Below are 19,923 nucleotides of genomic sequence, written 5' to 3' on the forward strand. Positions count from 1 at the left end.
GTTTAGAGCACCCAGCTGGCGGTATCGCCGGTGACGTCGCCGTTGATCTTCAGCTGGTAGTCGGCCTTGCCGTCGCCGTTCAGGTCGAGCTTCAGGGTGGTGATCCCGCCGGCGAAGGTCAGGGTCATCTCGCCGGCCTGCTTGCCGAAGGCGCCGACCAGGGTGAAGGCGTCGTCGGCCCCGCCGGCGATGGCGTCGATGGCCGAGAGGTCGATCCAGTCGTTCTCGGCGGCGGAGAAGTCGAAGATCTGGTCGGCTTCCAGGCCGGCGGCGAAGGCGTGGGCGACGACGAAGGCATCCGCCCCGATGCCGCCGCGCATGAGGTCGCCGCCGAGGCCGCCGACGATGCTGTCATCGCCGTCGTTGCCGTTCAGGGTGTCGTTGCCTGCCCCGCCGTCCAGGCTGTTGGCTCCGCTGTTGCCCTGGATGTTGTTGGCCAGGCCGTTGCCGGTTCCGCCCAAGTCGCCCGAGCCCTGCAGCTCCAGCCCCTCGAGATTGACACCCAGCACCCAGCCGTCCAGCGCGGTGCGGACGATGTCGTAGCCTTCGGCGGCCGCCTCGACCGTCTGGTCGCCGGCGGCGTCGACGATGTAGATGTCGTTCTCGGTCCCGCCGGTCATGAGGTCGCCGCCCGCGCCGCCGTCCAGATAGTCATTGCCCGCTCCGCCGGTCAGCCTGTCGAAGCCGGCGCCGCCGTCGAAGCGGTCATTGCCGAGGCCGCCGATCAGGGCGTCCGCGCCAAGCCCACCGTTCAGCTTGTCATGACCCGTGCCGCCATCGATCTGATCATTGCCGTCGTCGCCGTTCAGCACGTCGCCCCCGTCGCCGCCCAGCAGGTCGTCCGCCCCGTCCCCGCCGAACAGGACATCGCCCATCGCCCCGCCGTCCAGGACGTCGTCGCCGGCCAGACCGCTGAGCACGTCGTTGCCGTCCAGGCCGCTGAGCAGGTCGGCCCCGGCCCCGCCATCGTAGCCGTTGGCGCCAGCCGTCCCGACCTCGACCACCGAAGCCGGCGCCGCCCGGCCGTAGATGACGTAGCTGGCGCCGGAGTAATGGCCGTTCGGGTCGGCGCGCGACGCTCCGACGATCAGGTCGTCCAAGCCATCGCCGTTGACATCCCCCGCCGCGGCCACCGAGTAGCCGGTGTAGTCCCAGGCCGCCGCGCCGTTGATCCGGAAGCCGTTGCTTCCATCCAGGTCGGAGAGGTCAAGGTCGGCTTCAAAAAACGGCGAGGCGCTGCCGAACATCACAAAGGCGGCGCCGGGCTCGCCCTTCGAGAAGGTGCCGGGGGCCCCGATGATCAGGTCGCCCAAGCCATCGCCGTTGACGTCCCCCGCTGAGGCCACCGACCAGCCGCTGCGGTCGTAGGTCTCGGCGCCGCCGATCCGGAAGCCATTGCTTCCGTCCAGATCGCCCAAGGCCAAGTCGGCCTCGAACGCCCCCTCGGCGGCCGTGTCCTTGCCGAACACCACATAGCTGGCGCCGGCGCGGCTGCCGATCAGGCCCGCGTACAGGGCTCCGATGATCAGGTCGTCGACCCCGTCGCCGTTGATGTCCCCCGCCGAGGCCACCGAGAAGCCGCTGTTCTCGAAGGCCGCCCCGCCGTTGATGCGGAAGCCGTTGCTTCCGTTCAGGTCGCTTGAGGCCAGCTCGGCCTCGAAGTTCCCCGAGGTGGCCGTATCCTTGCCGAACACCACATAGCTGGCGCCGGAACTGTCGCCGTTCGGATCGGCGTGGGGCGCGCCGATGATCAGGTCGCCCAAACCATCGCCGTTGACGTCCCCCGCCGAGGCCACCGACCAGCCGCTGCGCTCGAAGGGCGCCTCGCCGTTAATCTTGAAGCCGTTGCTGCCGTCCAGGTCGCTCAGGTCGAGGTTGTCCAGGAAGGGGCCGTCGTCGGCGGTATTCCTGCCGAACACCACATAGCTGGCGCCGGCGTCGTACGGCATATTCGGGTCGGCGCGATCGGCCCCGATAATCAGGTCGTCGATGCCGTCGCCGTTGATGTCGCCCGCCGCGGCCACCGACCTGCCACTCAAGTCGCGGTCGGCCTCGCCACTGATCCGGAAGCCGTTGGTTCCCGTCATGCCGGCGAGGTCAACCCAGAAGTCGAACCCGGCGGCGTTGCCGAATACCACATAGCTGGCGCCGGAGCTGGCGGCGTTCGGGTCGGCATAAATGGCCCCGATGATCAGGTCGCCCAAGCCATCGCCGTTGATGTCCCCCGCCGAGGCCACGGACCAGCCGCTGCGGTCGCCTCCAGCCGTACCGGAGATCCAGAAGCCATTGGTTCCGTCCAGGCTGTAGGGATCCAGATTGGCATCAAACCCTGCGGCGTTCCCGAACACCACGTAGCTTGCGCCGGAGTACTGGCCGACGGTGAAAGCCCCCGGGGCTCCGATGATCAGATCGTCGATGCCATCGCCGTTGACGTCTCCCGCCGAGGCGACCGAATGACCGACCTCGTCGCCCGCCACCCCGCTGAACCGAAAACCATCGGCGATGGCGAGAGTGCTGAGTTCGATGACGGCGGCGAAGGGCATGGCGGACTCCGTCGGCGGGCCTTGGGGGATCGTGGCGATCTCCCACCGGCTTGGCCGCGCGCCCGAGGGCGAGGCGGAACCAATCAGAGAAGCCGCCGCCCCGGCAGTGGAAATTTTTGGTGTCTCGCGGCCGGTTGCGAGGTCATGACGGGCTTCGCCGCCAATCCCGGCCGCGCTACAGCAGCCAGCCGCCGCTCTCGCCGGTGACATCGCCGTTGATCTTCAGCTGGTAGTCGGCCTTGCCGTCGCCGCCCACGTCGAGCCTGAGCGTGGTGATGCCGCCGGCGAAGGTCAGGGTCACCTGACCGGCGGCCTTGCTGAAGGCGGCGACCAGGGTGAAGGCGTCGTCCGCTCCGCCGGCGATGGCGTCGATGCCGGAGAGGTCGATGCGGTCGTCCTCGGCGGCGCTGAAGTCGTGAATGAAGTCGGTCTCGAGGGCCGCCGCGAAGGCGTGCGCGACGATGAAGGTGTCCATGCCGACGCCGCCCCGCAGCTGGTCGCCGCCGAGGCCGCCGATGATGATGTCGTCGCCGTCATTGCCGTTGATCGTGTCGTTGCCGGCCAAGCCCGACAGGGTGTTGGCGCCGCTGTTGCCCTGGATGTTGTTGGCCTCGGCGTTGCCGGTTCCGCCGATGGCGGCCGAGCCCTGCAGCTCCAGCCCTTCGAGGTTGGCGCCAAGCACCCAGCCGGGCAGCGCCGTGCGGACGATGTCGTAGCCCTGGCCCGCCGCCTCGACCGTCGTGTCGAGGGCGTTGTCGACCAGATAGACGTCGTTGCCCAGCCCGCCGGCCATCGCATCGGGGCCCGCGCCGCCGTCGAGATAGTCGTTGCCCTCGCCGCCGATGAGGCTGTCGGCGCCCTCGCCGCCCTCGAACCGGTCATTGCCCAGTCCCCCGTCCAGGGCGTCGGCGCCGGCGCCGCCGTTGAGCCTGTCGGCCCCATCGCCGCCGCTCAGCTGGTCGTCCCCCCCATCGCCATTCAGCACGTCCCCATCGGCCCCGCCGATCAGGTCATCGGCCCCGTCGCCGCCATTCAGGGTGTCCGCCCCGCCGCCGCCGATCAGCTCGTCGTCGCCGCCCATCCCGCTCAGCACGTCCCGGCTGGCGCTGCCCGTCAGGGTGTCCGACGACGCCCGACCCACCAGCGTCCCACCGCCGGCGGGCGCGGTGAGGCTGAACCGGCCGTAGATGACGTAGGCGCCGCCGAAGTTGTTGTTGGCCGACGGCGCACCGACGATCAGGTCGCCCAGCCCGTCTTGGTTGAGGTCGCCGGCGGCGGACACCGACACGCCGCTGGCGCCGTAGAGCGCCTCGCCCGCGATCGCGAAGCCCTCGCCGGGCGCGAGATTGCCGACGTCGATGGCGGCCGCGAAGGTCGTCCGGCCGAAGACGACATAGGTGACGCCGCTGTCGCTGTTGGTCCTGGCCGCCCCGACCAGCAGGTCGTCGATCCCGTCGCCGTTCAGATCCCCGGCCGAGGAAACCGAGGTCCCAAGTTGCCCGAAGACGAACGACCGCAGCTTGAAGCCGTCGGTCCCGTCGAGCTGGCTGAGATCGATGGTAGCGTCGAAGCCTCCCGCCTTGCCGAACACCACATGGGCGGTCCCGTTCGCGTATCCGGAGTCCCAGGCGAACATGTTGCCGACCATCAGGTCGTCGAAGCCGTCGCCGTTGACGTCGCCGGCCGACGACACCGCCGCGCCGGTGGCTCCATAGCCGGGGCCGCCCACCATCCGAAAGCCGTTGGTCCCGTCCACGGCGCCGAGGCTGATTACCGGCGCGAAGCCGGTGGTCTTGCCGAACACAACATAGCTCGAGACGCCGCCCACCTGTTGCGACTTGGATCCAATGATCAGGTCGCCGATCCCGTCGCCGTTGATGTCGCCGGCGGAGGCAACGTCGATGCCGGTGTACAGGTCTTGCGGCGCGCCTTCGAGCCGGAAGCCCGTGGTTCCGTCGAGCGCCAGCAGGTTCATGTAGGGGTCAAAGGGCGTCGTCCTGCCGAACACGACGAAGGTGGCGCCGTCGCGGTGATTATTGGCGGTGGAGCCGGGCGCCCCGATGACCACGTCGTCGAGTCCGTCTCCGTTGACGTCCCCAGCCGAGGACACCGACGTTCCCGCGTAGCCGCGATCGGTTCCAGGCGAGGCCTTGAAGCCGTTGGTCCCATCGAGCGCCGAGAGCTGCAGATCGGCCGGAAACCCATCGCTGTTTCCGAAAACCACGTAGGCCGCTCCTGACCAGAACCCGCCGTTGGTGTTGTGATGGTCGCCGATGATCAGGTCGCCGACGCCATCGCCGTTCAGATCGCCCGCCGCCGAGACCGAGAAGCCGCTCGCGTCCCCGTCCTCGCGACGAATACGAAAGCCGGTCTGGCCGTCGATCGTCCCCAGACCGAACTGCGCGGGGAACGGCGTGGCTCGGCCGAAAATCACATAGGTCACGCCTGCCCGGGGCGAGCCGATGACGAGGTCGTCCAGTCCGTCGCCGTTGACGTCCCCGGCCGAGGCGACCGAGCGGCCGAAGTCAGACTGCCAGGAGCGACCGGCGATCTCGAAGCCGTTGGCGCCATTGAGCGCCGACAGTTGAACGACCTGGGTGGGCATTGGCTCGCCTCGCGAAGGGGACGCCGGCCGGCCCGGTTATTCAGCCCCGACAGGGACCCCCGCGCGAGGCAGACCACGGCCGGCCGCCGCCCGGCAGTGTAAATTTTTGGCGCCTTGGCTGATTTCGGGTAGTTGCTATCCCGATGGAACAGTCGGTATGGGCGGGGGCCGGGCGGCGTTGACGGATCTCGCAGCGGCCCGGGCGGCCTATCCACCGCGTGACTTTCCCTCGCCGCCGTTGCCGGCGGCCGACGTCCACGACCTGCGCTTCCTGGTCCTGGAGGTCATCAAGCAGGACGACCTCGACTGGCTGGCGGACCATCCCGCTTTCGCCGACACCGCCCGGCGGACCCTCGGCAACTGGGTGCCGCCCGGGGCCGAGCACCAGGCGATGGGGCGGCTGCTGCGGGACCTGGCGCTGTTCATGGCCGGCAGCTGGGCGCTGCAACTCGACGCCCAGCCGGACGGCATGACCCGCGCCAGCCTTGAGGGGATCATGGCCGACTGGGGGGTGGCCAGCGTCGGGCGGATCGGGGCGATCCTGGTCTATCTGCGGTTGGTGCGGTTGATCGAACCGGTGACGTCCGACGGCGCGGGGATCAAGCGCTATCGCCCCACGCCGGCCTTGCGGCGGATGTTCCAGGAGCGGTTTCGCCGCGAGCTGACCACCTGCCTGCCGGTCATGCCGGGCGTCGCCCGGGTGTTGGCCCGTTGGGATGAGCCGGGCGTCTTCGACGGCTTCATGGTCGCCAACGGCCGGATCCTGCTGGGCAGCCAACAGAGCCTTGAGCCGGGCGCCCCCACGCTCAGCGCCTTCACCCATCACAAGTCGGGCATGACCATCCTTGGCCAGATCATCCTGGCGGCCGGCGCCGACGGACGGTTCCCTCCGCCCGGGCCGGTGCGGCTGAACATCTCCGATCTGTCGCGGATCAGCACCGCCTCGCGCGGACAGGTCAAGAGCGTCATCCGCACGGGCGTCAGGGCCCGCTTCCTGCGCCAGGACGCCGAGGGCCTGACGCATTTTTCCCCCGAGCTGCTCCACCACGTCTCGGCGATGGTGCGCATGTACTGGACCATGATGGCTTGGGCCGGTGACCAGGCTCTGGTCTGGGCCGATGCACGTCCCGGCGCCCCGAACTGAGGTCGACATGAGCCCCCGGCCCGCGCGCTATCCGCGCGCGCCGACATCAGCGCCAGGTGGCCCGGTCCGCTACAGCACCCAATCGCCGCTTTCGCCGGTGACGTCGCCATTGATCTTCATCTGGTAGTCGGCCTTGCCGTCGCCGTTGATGTCGAGCCGCAGGGTGGTGATCCCGCCCGCGAAGGTCAGGGTCATCTCGCCGGCATGCTTGGTGAAGCTGGTCCCGACATAGGTGAAGGCGCCGCCGACGGCGCCGGAGTCGATCGGCGACAGGACGATGTAGTCGCCCTCGGCCGTCGAGAAGTCGTAGACCTGATCGGTTTCCAGCACGGCATTGCCGACGCTTTCCTGGAAGACCACGAAGGCGTCTTCGCCGAGGCCGCCGCGCAGCAGGTCGTTGCCGCGGCCGCCCTGGATGAAATCGTCGCCGTCATTGCCGTTGATGGTGTCGACCCCGGCGGCGCCGAACAGGGTGTTGGAGCCGCTGTTGCCCTGGATGTTGTTGGCCCCGGCGTTGCCGTTGCCATCCAGGTCGCCGCTCCCCTGCAGCTCCAGGCCTTCGACGTTGTCGGCCAGGGTGGTGATGGAGATGAAGGACCGAACGATGTCGAAGCCCTCAAGCGGGTTTTCGTGGACGGCGTCGCCGGTGTTGTCGACGATGTAGACGTCGTTGCCCGTGCCGCCGGTCATGTCGTCGGCGCCCGCCCCGCCGTCGAGGTAGTCGTTGTCGGCCCCGCCGTTGGCCGTGTCGTCGCCGCCGCCGCCATCGAAGCGGTCGAGGCCGACGCCGCCGATCAGGGTGTCGGTCCCGTCGCCGCCGAACAGTTTGTCGGCCCCCGCGCCGCCGGCCATCTCGTCGTCGTCGGCCCCGCCGTCGAGGGTGTCGTTGCCGTTGCCGCCGAAGACGTCGTCGGCCCCGGCCCCGCCCAGCAGGGTGTCGTTGGCGTCGCCGCCGTCGAGGGAGTCGTCGCCGGCCCCGCCATTGAGGATGTCCTTGCCGCCGGCCCCGGTCAGGTCGTCGTCGAAGCCGCCGCCGGTCAGCGTGCCGCCGCCGGGCGCCGCGGTCGCGGTGACCCGGCCGTAGACGACATAGGCCCGGCCGGTGTTGCCGTTGTAGCCGGTGGCGCCGACCAGCAGATCGGCGACGCCGTCGCCATTGAGGTCCCCAAGCGTCACCGCCGCGCCGGCCGCCTCGCCGGCCCCGCCGGTCAGGGTCATGCCGACACCTGCGGTCAGGTCCTCGACGCCCATGGTGGCGGCGAAGCCCGTGCCCCCGAACACCACCCAGGCCGTGCCGGCGTAGTTGGCCCCGCCCGGTCTGGCCCGGAAGCTGCCCAGCACGACGTCGTCGAAGCCGTCGCCGTTGAGATCGCCGCCGCCGCCGACCTCCAGGCCGACCGCGTCGTAGGCCGCCGCGCCGTCGATGCGGAAGCCGTTGTCGCCGTCGAGATCGCCCAGGTCGAAGACCCCGCCGGCGACGCTGGCGGCGCCGAACACCACATAGGCCGCCCCGGTGTAGAAGCCGGCGAACTCGGCCCCCTTGGCCCCGATGACGATGTCGCCGAAACCGTCGCCGTCGACGTCTCCGGCATAGGCCACCGAATAGCCGACCCGGTCATTGGCGGTGTCGGCGTCGATGCGGTAGCCGATGGTCCCGTTGAGGAATCCGACGTTGAGGACGGCCGAGAACGGGTCTTCCGAGCCATAGACGACGTAGGCCGCCCCGCCGTAGGAGAAGGCGCCCGACTGGCTGCTGGCCCCGACGATGACGTCGGCCAGGCCGTCGTCGTTGACGTCGCCGATGGCGACCGAACTGCCCAGCCGGTCGCCGGCGTTGGAGCCGTCGATGCGGAAGCCGTCGCTGCCGTCGAGGTTGGCCAGGTCGATGCCGCCGGGCAGGCCGCCGTCGACACCGAACACCACCCAGGCGCTGCCGGCCTGGGCCGAGTAGGCGTTGCTGAACAGGCTGCCGACCAAGAAGTCGCCGAAGCCGTCGCCGTTGACGTCGCCGCCGGCGGCGACATGGCGGCCCAGCCGGTCGCCCGCCGCCTGGGCATCGATGCCGACACCCTCGGCCGCCGTCATCGCGCCGACGTTGATCACCGCGTTGAAGGCGCTGGTCTTGCCGTAGACGACATAGACGCCGCCGGCGTACGCGCCGGTGTTGGCCAGCCCTGGCGCGCCGATGATCAGATCGTCGATGCCGTCGCCGTTGACATCATCGCCGGCCGCCACGTCGTAGCCGACCAGGACGCCCGCGGAATCACCCTCGATGCGGAAGCCGTTGGTTCCGTCGAGACTGCCAAGCGCGATGTTGGCCGGCAGGCCCTGGGCGTTGCCGAACACGACAAAGACGCCGCCGGTGTTGCCGCCATAGGCCCCGTCGAAGGCCCGGGCCCCGATGATGAAGTCCCCGAAGCCGTCGCCATTGAGGTCGCCGGCCGCGGTCAGCGACCCGCCGGTGAACTCGAAGCTGTATGTGCCGGTGGCGATCGTGCCGAGACCGGCGGGGAAGGCGGCGAGATTTACAGTGGTCGGCAATCCGGGCATGGCGAGGCTCCCCGCGGGCGCGCGGGGCGGTCGATGCAGCCTCGCTGGCGCCCGCGGGGCCGACCGAACAACGTTTTGTTAACCCTGTCGACGACCAGGGCGCTCAAAATGAGTGGGGCCCCGGGCCGCTAGAGCGCCCAGCCGGCGCTGTCGCCGGTGACGTCGCCGTTGATCTTCAACTGGTAGTCGGCCTTGCCGTCGCCGTTCACATCGAGCCGCAGGGTGGTGATCCCGGACGCGAAGCTGAGGGTCATTTCGCCGGCGTTCCTGGTGAAGGTCGCGCCGACGTAGGTGAAGGCGTCATCCGCGCCGCCGGCGATGGCGTCGATGAAGGACAGGTTGATGAGGTCGCCCTCGGCGGTGGAAAAGTCGTAGATCTGGTCGGTCTCGAGCGTCGGGCGGGCGATGCTTTCCTGGAAGATGTAGAAGTCGTCCTGGCCGAGGCCGCCCCGCAGCAGGTCGTTGCCCAGGCCGCCGGCGATGACATCGTCGCCGTCGTTGCCGTTGATGGTGTCGACGCCGGCCTGGCCCTGCAGCAGGTTCTCGCCGCTGTTGCCCTGGATGTTGTTGGCCAGGGCGTTGCCATAGACGCTGTTGTGGCCGCTGCCGGTGAGTTCGGCGCCCTCGATGTTGTCCTGCATGGTCAGTTCGCGGTCGGCGCGGACGATGTCGTAGCCGCCGTCGGCAGCCTCGACGACATCGTCGTAGTCGCTCCAGCCGAGGATGTAGATGTCGTTGCCCAGGCCGCCGGTGAGGGTGTCCTGGCCATCGCCGCCGTCGAGGGTGTCGGCGCCGTCGCCGCCGGTCAGGCTGTCGTTGTCGTCGCCGCCGCTCATGCGGTCGTTACCAAGGCCGCCGACCAGGGTGTCGATGCCGGCCCCGCCGTTCAGCTTGTCGTGGCCCGTACCGCCGTCCAGGGCGTCATCGCCATCGTCGCCGTTCAGCACGTCGCCGCCGTCCCCGCCCAGCAGATCGTCGGCTCCGGCCCCGCCGTTCAGGATGTCGCCCATGGCGCCGCCGTCCAGGACGTCGTCGCCGGCCATGCCGCTGAGCACGTCGTTGCCGTCCAGCCCGACCAGGCTGTCATGCGAGGCCCCGCCGGCCCGGGCCTCGTTCGCCGCCGTGCCGGTGAAGTCGACGCGGCCGTAGACCACATAGCTGGCGCCGGAGTTGATAAGCCCGCCGGCGTCGGCGCTGCCGGCCCCGATGATCAGGTCGTTAACACCGTCGCCATTGACGTCCCCCGCCGAAGCCACCGACCAACCGCTGGAGTCACCCAATGCCACGCCGTTGACCCGGAAGCCGTTGGTTCCGTCCAGGGCGCCCAGGTCCAGGTTGGCCGCGAAGCCGGCGGCGTCGCCGAACACCACATAGCTGGCGCCGGAGCCGGCGCCGTTCGGGTCGGCCTCCGTGGCTCCGATGATCAGGTCGTCGATCCCGTCGCCGTTGACGTCTCCCGCCGAGGCCACCGAGAAGCCGCTCTGGTCGCTCGCCGCCGCGCCGCTGATCCGGAAGCCGTTGGTTCCGTCCAGGGCGCCGAGGTCCAGGCTGGCCGCGAAGCCGGCGGCGCTGCCGAACACCACATAGCTGGCGCCGGTGTTGCCCACCCCGGCGCTCCTGGCCCCGATGATCACGTCGCCCAAGCCATCGCCGTTGACGTCTCCCGCCGAGGCCACCGCGTAGCCGCTGAGGTCGTCTCCCGCCACGCCCTCGATCCGGAAGCCATTGGTCCCGTTCAGGGCGCTGAGGTTGAGATTGGCCGTGAAGGCCCCCACGGTGTCCCGGCCGAACACCACATAGCTGGCGCCGGCGTTGTACATCGCGTTCGGGTCAGCCCCGAAGGCCCCGACGATCAGATCGTCGATGCCGTCGCCGTTGATGTCCCCCGCCGAGCCCACCCAGACGCCACTGCAGTCGTACGCCGCCACGCCGCTGATCCTGAAGCCTGTGGTCCCGTCCAGAGCGCTGAGGTTGAGCTCGCTCGTGAAGCCTGCAGCGTTGCCGAACACGACATAGCTGGCTCCGGCGGTATCCAGCGCGTTCGGGTCGGCGAACCAGGCCCCGATGATCAGGTCGTCGGTCCCGTCTCCGTTGACGTCTCCCGCCGAGGCCATCGACCAGCCGCTGAGGTCGCCTGCCGTCGCGCCGTTGATCCGGAAGCCGTTGGTTCCGTCCAGGGCGCCCAGGTCCAGGTTGGCCGCGAACCCGGCGGCGCTGCCGAACACCACATAGCTGGCGCCGGCGTCGGACTCTGCGTTCGGATCGGCGGACGGGGCCCCGATGATCAGGTCGTCGATGCCATCGCCGTTGATGTCCCCCGCCGAGGCCACCGACAAGCCGCTCTGGTCGCCCGCCGCCGCGCCGCTGATCTGGAAACCGTTGGTTCCGTCCAGGGCGCTCAGGTCGATGTTGGCCGCAAAGCCGGCGGCGCTGCCGAACACCACATAGCTCGCCCCAGAATAGATGCCGTTCGGGTCGGCGAGCGCGGCGCCGATGATCAGGTCGTCGATGCCGTCGCCGTTGACGTCGCCCGCCGAAGCCACCGACCGGCCGCTGTAGTCGCCCGCCGCCTCGCCGCTGATCTTGAAGCCGGTGATCCCGTCGAGGGTGCTGAGATTGATCGAGGCGGCGAAGACCATGGGGACACTCCTGTCGGACGCAGCCCCCTCGGCCCCCCGATTTGAGCCCCCTCAGAACACGGATACGCCGGCTCCGGCAGTGGAATAAATTTGAACGATTTTCCCCGCCTGGGCGAGGCCGAGAGCCGGATTCTCCTGCCGGGCTCTAAACCAAGGCGAAACGGTTGGCGCCTAAGCTTGCAGCCTCAAGCAGTCATCCGAGACCCCGTTCCGTGCAGATCGACGTCGTCCGTCCCGAGGAGCTGACCGCCGCCCAGGTGGAGCGTTGGGCGTCGCTGCAGGCGGCGCAGCCCCACTGGCACAGCCCCTTCCTGTCGCCCTGGTGGGCGCAGGGCGTGGCGCGGGCCCAGGGCGACAAGGCCAACGTCAAGGTCGCCGTGCTGAGCGAGGCCGGCGAGGCCGCCGGCTTCATGGCCGCCAAGGTCGGGGCCATGACCGCCATGCCGGTCGGGGCGCCGATGTGCGACTACCAGGGCATGGTCACGGCGCCGGGCGTGCGCTTCGATCCGGTCCGGCTGGTCGAGGCCTTCGGGGTCGGGCGGCTGGACTTCTCCCATATGCTGGGCTGCCAGGCCGATTTCGCCGGGACCTTCAAGGGCACGCAGCCGAGCTTCGCCATCGACATGCCGGATGGCTATGAGCCCTATGCCCAGGCCCGCCGCGAGGCCGGGGTCGGCATCCTCAAGGACTGCGACAAGAAACGCCGCAAGCTGGAGCGTGAGGCCGGGGCCCCGGTGTTCACCGCCTTCTCGCGGTCGAAGGCCGACTTCGACCAGCTGATGGCCTGGAAGAGCCAGCAGTGGAAGGCGACCGGCCAGACCGACGTGCTGGGAACCGGCTGGACCAGCCGCCTGGTGCGCGACCTTTTCCAGAGCCGCGATCCGGAATACGGCGGCATCCTCTTCACCCTGCATGTCGGCGACAAACTGGCGGCGGCGCAGTTCAACCTGCGGGCCCACGGGACGATCAACAGCTGGCTGATCGGCCACGATCCGGCCTTCGAGCGCTGGAGCCCCGGCATGATCCTGTTCCAGGACATTCTGCGCTGGATGGATGGCACGCCCTACCGGCGGCTGGACCTGGGGGCCGGCGACTACCGCTTCAAGCGGGAGTTCTCGAACGTCATCACCCCGGTCAGCCACGGCTTCGTCGGGGCCGCCTCGCCGGTCGCCCTGGTGCGCCAGGCGGCCTACGCCCTGCGCAGCGCGGCCGAGGCCCTGCCGCTCGGGCCGGTGTCGGAACTGCCGGGCAAGGCCATGCGGCGGCTTGACCTGATCCGCGGTTTGCGGTGAAGCCTCCGGCTTAATCTTTCACTTGGTCGCGTGACAGCCGCCGGAACCGGTATCCACTTCCGGCTGTCACGCTCCCGCACGAAGCCCTGTAAATGACCCTCCACATCGACGACATCCGCGCCGCGGCCGCCCGGCTGGCCGGCCATATCGAGCGCACGCCCTGCCGCTATTCGAAGACCCTGTCGGAGATTACCGGGGCGCAGGTGTGGGTAAAGTTCGAGAACCTGCAGTTCACCGCCGCCTACAAGGAGCGCGGGGCGCTCAACAAGCTGCTGCTGATGAGCGAGGCCGACAAGGCCAAGGGTGTCATCGCCGCCAGCGCCGGCAACCATGCCCAGGGGCTGGCCTATCACGCCACGCGCCTCGGCGTGCCCTCGACCATCGTCATGCCCAAGGGCACGCCCTTCGTGAAGGTCGAGCATACCCGCGCCCACGGGGCCAATGTGGTCATCGAGGGCGAGACCTACGACGACGCCTATGCCCACGCCATGCTGCTGAAGGCCGAGCGCGGCCTGACCTTCGTGCATCCCTTCGACGATTTCGAGGTCATGGCCGGCCAGGGGACCATCGCCCTGGAGATGCTGGAGGACGTGCCGGACCTGGAGGTCCTGCCCGTGCCGATCGGCGGCGGCGGGCTGATCAGCGGCGTCGGGGTGGCGGCCAAGGCGCTGAACCCGGACATCCGCATCATTGGCTGCGAGCCGGCCATGTATCCCAGCTTCACCGCCAAGATGCGCGGCATGAACGGCCAGGCCGGCGGCCAGACCATCGCCGAGGGCATCGCCGTCAAGCAGGTCGGCGAGCTGACCTATTCGGTGACCCGGCCGATGGTCGAGGACGTGCTCTTGCTGGAAGAGCCGTTCATGGAACGGGCCGTGGCCCTCTACTGCAATGTCGAGAAGACGGTGGTCGAGGGGGCCGGAGCGGCGTCGCTGGCGGCGCTGCTGGCCTATCCGGAGCGGTTCCGGGGCAAGAAGTGCGGCCTGATCATCACCGGCGGCAACATCGACACCCGGCTCCTGGCGTCGGTGCTGACCCGCGAGCTGGTGCGGGCCCAGCGGATCATCTCCCTGCGCATCGTCGGCGACGACCGGCCGGGGCTGCTGGCCACCGTGTCCCGCGTGATCGGCGAGATGGGCGGCAACATCATCGAGGTGGCCCACAACCGCCTGGCCCTCGACGTGCCGGCCAAGGGCGCCGAGTTCGACGTCATGATCGAGACCCGCGACGCCCAGCACACCCAGGAGATCATGGACGCCCTGCGCGAGTGTGGGTATCCGCCGCGGGTGGTCTAGGGGCCCACAATCGCTGTCATCCTCCGGCCGTGCGCAGCACGGACCGGGGGACCCAAGGCGGCTCTTGAAAGACTCCCGAGAGTCATAACGCGGACAGTTGGGTCCCCCGGTTCCCGCTTCGCGGGCCCGGAGGATGACAGAGTTTATGAAACCCGCTACTCGCCGCTGACCACAGTGAGACCGCCCATGCGCCTGATCCCCGTCATCCTCGCCGCTGTCGCCGCCCTGTCCCTGGCCGGCTGCGACAACGAGCGGCTGGCCCGCAAGAACGCCGAGGAGGGCGAGACCTTCCTCAAGGAGAACGCCACCAAGCCGGGCGTGCAGGTGCTGGAGGACGGCATCCAGTACATCGTCGTCAGCTCGGGCCCGGTCAGCGGCCTGAAGCCGAAGAAGGGCGACGAGCTGAAGGTCCATTACGAGGGCAAGCTGCTCAACGGCAACGTCTTCGATTCCAGCTTCGAGCGCGGGGCGCCGGCCATCATGCCGCTGCAGAACCTCATCCCGGCCTGGATGGAGGTGATCCCCAAGATGCGGCCGGGCGACGAATGGATCATCTACGTGCCGGCCGAAGAGGGCTACGGCAAGGAAGGCTCGGGCAACATCCCGCCCAACGCCGTGCTGGTCTTCCGCATCAGGCTGCTCGGCGTACTGCCGTCGCGCGGCAACTCGGTGATGGGCTGAGCGGCCATGATCGGTCTCGTCGCCGCCGCCCTTCTGGCCGCCGCCCCGGCGGACGGCTTTCTGGAACGCAACGCCGGCCGCCCGGGCGTGCGGGTGCTGCCCGGCGGCATCCAGTATCGGGTCATCGAGGCGGGCCCCAAGGGGGCGGTCAGGCCGCGTCCGCAGGACAAGGTCACCGTCCACTACGAGGGACGCTTCCTCTCCGGCGGCGTGTTCGACAGCAGTTTCCCGGACGGCAAGCCGGTCACCTTCCCGCTGCGGGGCCTGATCCCCTGCTGGGTCGAGGTGTTGCCGAAGATGCGGGTCGGCGACGAGTGGATGATCTTCTGCCCGTCGGACACGGCCTACGGCCCGGCCGGCGCGGGCGGCGTCATCCCGCCGAACACCACCCTGGCGTTTCGCATCCGTCTGCTGGGCGTGACGCCTAGTCCGTAAACACCACCGTCTTGCGGCCGTTCAGCAGCACCCGGTCCTCCAGGCGCCAGCGCAGGGCCCTGGCCAGGACCCGGCGCTCGATGTCGCGGCCCTTGCGGACCAGGTCCTCGGGGGTGTCGCGGTGGCTGATGCGTTCGACGTCCTGCTCGATGATCGGGCCCTCGTCGAGGTCGCCGGTGACGTAGTGGGCCGAGGCCCCGATCACCTTCACCCCGCGCGCATGGGCCTGGTGATAGGGCTTGGCCCCTTTGAAGCCCGGCAGGAAGCTGTGGTGGATGTTGATGCAGCGGCCCTCCAGCTTGGCGGCCAGGCCATCCGACAGGATCTGCATGTAGCGGGCGAGGACGACGATGTCGGTCCGGGTCTCGCGGATCAGGGCCCAGAGCTGGCTCTCCTGCTCCAGCTTGGTGTCCTTGGTGACCGGCAGGTGGTGGAAGGGCAGGCCCTTCAGGTCGACGTGCGGGAAGGTCTGCGCCGAGTGGTTGGAGACCACCGCCGAGATGTCCATCGGCAGCTCCTCGATGCGCCAGCGGTAGAGGAGGTCGGCCAGGCAGTGGTCGGTCTTCGAGGCCAGGATCATCACCCGGTAGCGCTGGGCCGGGTCGCGCAGGGTCCAGCGCATGGAAAACTCGGCGCCGATGGCGGTGAAGGTGTCGCGCAGATCGTCGGCCGAGGCGCCGTCGGGGTCGAACACCACCCGCATGAAGAAGGCGCCGGTCTCGGCGTCGTCGTACTGCTGGGCGTCGAGGATGTTGCAGTCGCGGCCCGCCAGGAAGGTCGAGACGGCGGCGACGATGCCCCGGCGGTCGGGACAGGCGAGGGTGAGGATCAGGGCGGTCATGTCGGCATGGCGCGTAACGGCCCGGCATAGGCGGCGCAACCCAGTTCCCCTAAAGGCGGCCCGTTCTTCCTTGAGCAAAGGCGCCCTATGTAGGGATCGATGACCGTTTCCCCCGACGTCCTGCACGCCCGCGCCCTCGACATCCTGGCCACCCTGGTCGGTTTCGACACCACCTCGCGCCACTCCAACCTGGCCCTGATCGAATGGGTCGAGGGCTATCTGGCCGATATCGGCGTCGCGTCGCGGCGGGTGAGCAACGCCGACGGCAGCAAGGCCAACCTGATGGCGCGGATCGGGCCGGCGGCGGCCGGCGGGGTGATCCTGTCGGGCCATACCGACGTGGTGCCGGTCGACGGCCAGCCCTGGTCGACCGATCCCTGGGTGCTGACGGAGAAGGACGGCAAGCTCTACGGCCGGGGCAGCGCCGACATGAAGGGGTTCATTGCCCTGGCTCTGGCGGCGGCGCCGGAACTGGCCAAGGCGGACCTGAAGCGGCCGGCCTGGCTGGCCCTGTCCTATGACGAGGAGATCGGCTGTCTCGGCGCCCCGGCGATGATCGAGGCGCTGGCCGCCGAGGAGCCGCCGCCGGCCCTGGCCGTGGTCGGCGAGCCGACCGGTATGGAGGTGGTCGGGGCCCACAAGGGCATCCTCTCGGCCAAGGTCACGGTGACCGGCAAAGAGGCGCATTCCAGCCAGACGCATCTGGGTGTCTCGGCCAACATGGCGGCGCTGAAGCTGATGGGCGAGCTGACGACCCTGGCCGATCGGCTGATCGCGCAGGCGGACCCGGCCTCGCCGTTCGAGCCCAGGCACGCGACCCTGACCATCGGCCTGATCCATGGCGGCACGGCGGTGAACATCCTGGCGCGCAAATGCAGCTTCAGCTTCGACCTGCGCAGCCCGCCGGACCAGGACCCGACGGTGCTGCTCAGCGACTTCTGGGAAAAATGCGCGGCGATGGACGCCGAGCTGAAGGCGCGGTCGGAGGACTGCGGCGTCGAGTGGCAGCTCTACAGCAACGTCCCGCCGCTGGCCTTAGAGCCCGGCGGTCCGGCCGAGGCCCTGGCCCGGCGGCTGGCCGGCGACAACGGACCGCTGCGGGCGGTGTCCTACGCGGCCGAGGCCGGCCAGTTCCAGCGCGGCGGCTTCCCGGTGGTGCTGTGCGGCCCGGGCTGGATCGACCAGGCCCACCAGCCGGACGAATGGATCGAGGTCGCGCAGATGCGGCGCGGGGCGGGGTTCATGGTGCGGTTGGTGGAGGCGTTGTCGGCGGACGAGTGAAACCGCATCCGCCGGCGGAGCATAATCCGGGGACACTATATAGATTTTCGCTGCGCAAGTGGCCGGCGCCAGGTCGAAAATCTATATAGTGTCCCCGGATTATGCGGTGCTCAGGTCAGCGCCAGCAGGCCCAGCCCGACGACCCCCGCCACGATGCGCCACCAGCCGAAGGGGCTGAGGCCGTGTTTGTCGATGAAGCCGAGCATCCATTTGATGACCCCGGCCCCGGAGACGAACGACACCACAAAGCCGATGGCGATCAGCATCAACCCGTCGGGCCGGGCGAAGATCGCTTCTCGGCCGTCCAGGAAGTCGAGGGTGAAGGCGCCGACCATGGTCGGGATGGCCAGGAAGAAGCTGAACTCGGCCGCCGCCCGGCGATCCATGCCCATCAGCACGCCGCCGACGATGGTGGCGCCCGACCGCGAGACGCCCGGGATCATCGACAGGCATTGCAGCAGGCCGACGCCCAAAGCGGTGCGGAAAGGCGTGGCCATGGCGTCGGTGACCTTGGGCGCCGGCCGCCAGCGGTCGAGCAGGATCAGCACCACCCCGCCGACGATCAGCGACCAGCAGACAATCCAGGGGTTGAACAGCACCGCCTTGATGAAGTCGTGCAGCAGCAGGCCCAGGACCACGGCCGGGATGAAGGCGATCAGCACGCTGAGGGCGAAGCGGCGGGCCTCCGGTTTGGTCGGGAGGCCGATGAGCACCGTCCACAGCCGTTGGAAATAGAGGGCGATGACGGCCAGGATGGCGCCCAGCTGGATCATCACCACGAAGGTGTCCCAGAAGCCGGGCTCCAGGCCCAGGGCTCGGCTGGTCAGCAGCAGATGGCCCGTCGAAGAGACCGGAATGAACTCGGTCAGGCCCTCGACGAGGCCGAGAATGATGGCGGACAACCAGTCGGGCATTCAGACGGGCCTCATGACGCGGAAAAGCCTTGTCCCGGCTGGCGTGGATGAAGGCAAGGGGCGGCGCCGAAAATCCTCGGTTCCTGCTTATGGTCTAATTTTAAGACCAATTGTGCCGATTTGGACAGCGTGCGGCGCCGCGTCGCGCGGCATCACCGGATTTTCAGTCCAATAAATAGACCGTCGCATTCTTGTTGCCCAAACGAGTCCCTATGAGCCGTTTCACGCAATTTTCGACCCCGATCGGGGTGGGGACCCTATGGCCGAACGTATGCTGAAGTTCACCGTGATCGACCGCCGCACGCCGGAAAAGCGTGAGGCGTCGGCGCGCGACCGCGATTTCCAGGAAATCTACGCCGACTTCGTCGACGCCAAGGCCAGTGAACAGGCATCGCGCTGCTCGCAATGCGGCGTGCCCTTCTGTCAGACCCACTGCCCGCTGCACAACAACATCCCCGACTGGCTGCGGATGACCGCCGCCGGCCGGCTGCAGGAAGCCTATGAGCTGTCGCAGGCGACCAACGCCATGCCCGAGATCTGCGGCCGCATCTGCCCGCAGGACCGGCTGTGCGAGGGCAATTGCGTGATCGAGCAGTCGGGCCATGGCACCGTCACCATCGGCGCGGTCGAGCGCTATCTGTCCGACAAGGCCTGGGAAGAGGGCTGGGTGCCGCCGCTGGTGGCGGGCCCCGATCGCGGCCAGTCGGTCGGCATCGTCGGGGCCGGCCCGGCCGGGCTGGCGGCGGCCGAGCGGCTGCGCGAGCAGGGCTACCAGGTCACCGTCTATGACCGCTACGACCGTCCCGGCGGCCTGCTGGTCTACGGCATCCCCGGCTTCAAGCTGGAGAAGGATGTCGTCCAGCGCCGCACCGATCGCCTGGCCGACGGTGGCATCGTCTTCAAGCTGAACTTCGAGGTCGGCAGGGACGCCACCCTCGAGGACCTGCGCCGGATGCATGACGCCGTGCTGCTGGCCACCGGCGTCTATGCCGCCAAGGACCTGCCGGTGCCTGGCGCCGGTTCGGCCGGCGTGGTCGCCGCCCTCGACTATCTGACCGCCTCCAACCGCAAGGGCTACGGCGACGCCGTGCCGGCCTTCGACAGCGGCGAACTCGATGCTCAGGGCAAGAGCGTTGTCGTGGTCGGCGGCGGCGACACCGCCATGGACTGCGTGCGCACCGCCATCCGCCAGGGCGCCGAAAGCGTCACCTGCCTCTACCGCCGCGACCGCGAGAATATGCCGGGCTCCCTGCGCGAGGTGGCCAACGCCGAGGAAGAGGGCGTGGTCTTCGAATGGTTGGCCGGCCCTCGCGCCGTCACTGGCGACGCCGGCCAGGCGGTGGGCGTCCGCGCCGCCCGCATGCGGCTGGGCCCCGCCGACGCCTCGGGCCGCCAGTCGCCTGAGCCCATCGAGAACGGCGATTTCGAGATCAAGGCCGACCTGGTGATCAAGGCCCTGGGCTTTGATCCGGAAGACCTGCCGACGACCCTTGGCTCTCCGGACCTGGAGGTCAGCCGGGCCGGAACGGTGAAGATCCATCGCCGGTCCAAGGCGACCAACTTGCCGGGCGTCTATGCCGCCGGCGACATCGCCCGCGGCGCCAGCCTCGTCGTCTGGGCCATCCGCGACGGCTTCGACGCCGCCGCATCGATCCACAAGCAGCTGTCGGCGACGCCGGCGCTGGTCGCCGCGGAGTAGAGAC

13 protein-coding genes are annotated in these 19,923 nt (G+C 69.2%); 7 read left to right on the plus strand and 6 right to left on the minus strand.

The genetic code is table 11. The features are described from left to right. Positions 1-2 precede the first annotated feature (2 nt). Complete coding sequence (locus tag AC1RSK_RS18475; RefSeq protein ID WP_492909077.1) at positions 3-2,543, minus strand: hypothetical protein; 2,541 nt, start codon at positions 2,541-2,543, stop codon at positions 3-5. 175 nt (positions 2,544-2,718) lie between these two features. Further along, on the minus strand, positions 2,719-5,148 hold the full coding sequence (locus tag AC1RSK_RS18480; protein ID WP_492909079.1) for a hypothetical protein: 2,430 nt from the start codon (positions 5,146-5,148) through the stop codon (positions 2,719-2,721). A 178-nt stretch (positions 5,149-5,326) separates the two neighbouring features. On the opposite strand from AC1RSK_RS18480, the gene AC1RSK_RS18485 reads away from it, so the two are divergent. Further along, a complete protein-coding gene (locus tag AC1RSK_RS18485; protein WP_492909080.1) occupies positions 5,327-6,292 on the plus strand; it encodes a hypothetical protein in 966 nt (321 codons plus the stop codon). Between the two features lie 69 nt (positions 6,293-6,361). Here the strand turns inward: AC1RSK_RS18485 and AC1RSK_RS18490 are convergent, their stop codons facing one another. Then, positions 6,362-8,842, minus strand: coding sequence for a hypothetical protein (locus AC1RSK_RS18490; protein WP_492909081.1), 2,481 nt, complete (start codon positions 8,840-8,842; stop codon positions 6,362-6,364). 128 nt (positions 8,843-8,970) lie between these two features. Beyond that, the gene (locus tag AC1RSK_RS18495) at positions 8,971-11,481 is read right to left on the minus strand and encodes a beta strand repeat-containing protein (protein WP_492909082.1); all 2,511 of its coding nucleotides are present in this window, start codon (positions 11,479-11,481) and stop codon (positions 8,971-8,973) included. Positions 11,482-11,693: 212 nt separating this feature from the next. Between AC1RSK_RS18495 and AC1RSK_RS18500 the strand changes: the two genes are divergently transcribed. The 4 genes from AC1RSK_RS18500 to AC1RSK_RS18515 all read left to right on the plus strand — a co-directional run bounded on the left by AC1RSK_RS18500 (position 11,694) and on the right by AC1RSK_RS18515 (position 15,184). Beyond that, positions 11,694-12,773: a GNAT family N-acetyltransferase gene (locus tag AC1RSK_RS18500; RefSeq protein ID WP_492909083.1), complete on the plus strand. Its 1,080-nt coding sequence runs from the start codon at positions 11,694-11,696 to the stop codon at positions 12,771-12,773. Between the two features lie 92 nt (positions 12,774-12,865). Next, positions 12,866-14,068 carry a threonine ammonia-lyase gene (locus tag AC1RSK_RS18505; protein WP_492909084.1) on the plus strand — a complete coding sequence of 401 codons (1,203 nt, stop codon included), beginning with the start codon at positions 12,866-12,868 and terminating at the stop codon, positions 14,066-14,068. A gap of 186 nt (positions 14,069-14,254) precedes the next feature. Then, positions 14,255-14,749 carry an FKBP-type peptidyl-prolyl cis-trans isomerase gene (locus AC1RSK_RS18510; RefSeq protein ID WP_492909085.1) on the plus strand — a complete coding sequence of 165 codons (495 nt, stop codon included), beginning with the start codon at positions 14,255-14,257 and terminating at the stop codon, positions 14,747-14,749. Between the two features lie 6 nt (positions 14,750-14,755). Further along, the gene (locus AC1RSK_RS18515) at positions 14,756-15,184 is read left to right on the plus strand and encodes an FKBP-type peptidyl-prolyl cis-trans isomerase (RefSeq protein ID WP_492909086.1); all 429 of its coding nucleotides are present in this window, start codon (positions 14,756-14,758) and stop codon (positions 15,182-15,184) included. Here the strand turns inward: AC1RSK_RS18515 and purU are convergent. Further along, positions 15,174-16,016, minus strand: a complete 843-nt coding sequence (gene purU / locus AC1RSK_RS18520; RefSeq protein ID WP_492909155.1) for a formyltetrahydrofolate deformylase — start codon at positions 16,014-16,016, stop codon at positions 15,174-15,176. The genes AC1RSK_RS18515 and purU overlap by 11 nt on opposite strands. A 108-nt stretch (positions 16,017-16,124) precedes the next feature. On the opposite strand from purU, the gene argE reads away from it, so the two are divergent. Further along, entirely contained in the window at positions 16,125-17,306 is a 1,182-nt protein-coding gene (gene argE, locus AC1RSK_RS18525; protein ID WP_492909087.1) for an acetylornithine deacetylase, read from the plus strand. Positions 17,307-17,416: 110 nt separating this feature from the next. Here argE and AC1RSK_RS18530 read toward each other — a convergent pair whose 3' ends face one another. Beyond that, positions 17,417-18,220: an undecaprenyl-diphosphate phosphatase gene (locus AC1RSK_RS18530; protein WP_492909088.1), complete on the minus strand. Its 804-nt coding sequence runs from the start codon at positions 18,218-18,220 to the stop codon at positions 17,417-17,419. A gap of 259 nt (positions 18,221-18,479) precedes the next feature. Here AC1RSK_RS18530 and AC1RSK_RS18535 point away from each other — a divergent pair, with 259 nt between their 5' ends. Further along, complete coding sequence (locus AC1RSK_RS18535; protein ID WP_492909089.1) at positions 18,480-19,919, plus strand: NAD(P)-dependent oxidoreductase; 1,440 nt, start codon at positions 18,480-18,482, stop codon at positions 19,917-19,919. The last annotated feature ends 4 nt before the right edge of the window (positions 19,920-19,923 follow it).

The sequence above is a fragment of the Caulobacter sp. GW821-FHT11A05 genome (assembly GCF_058809015.1).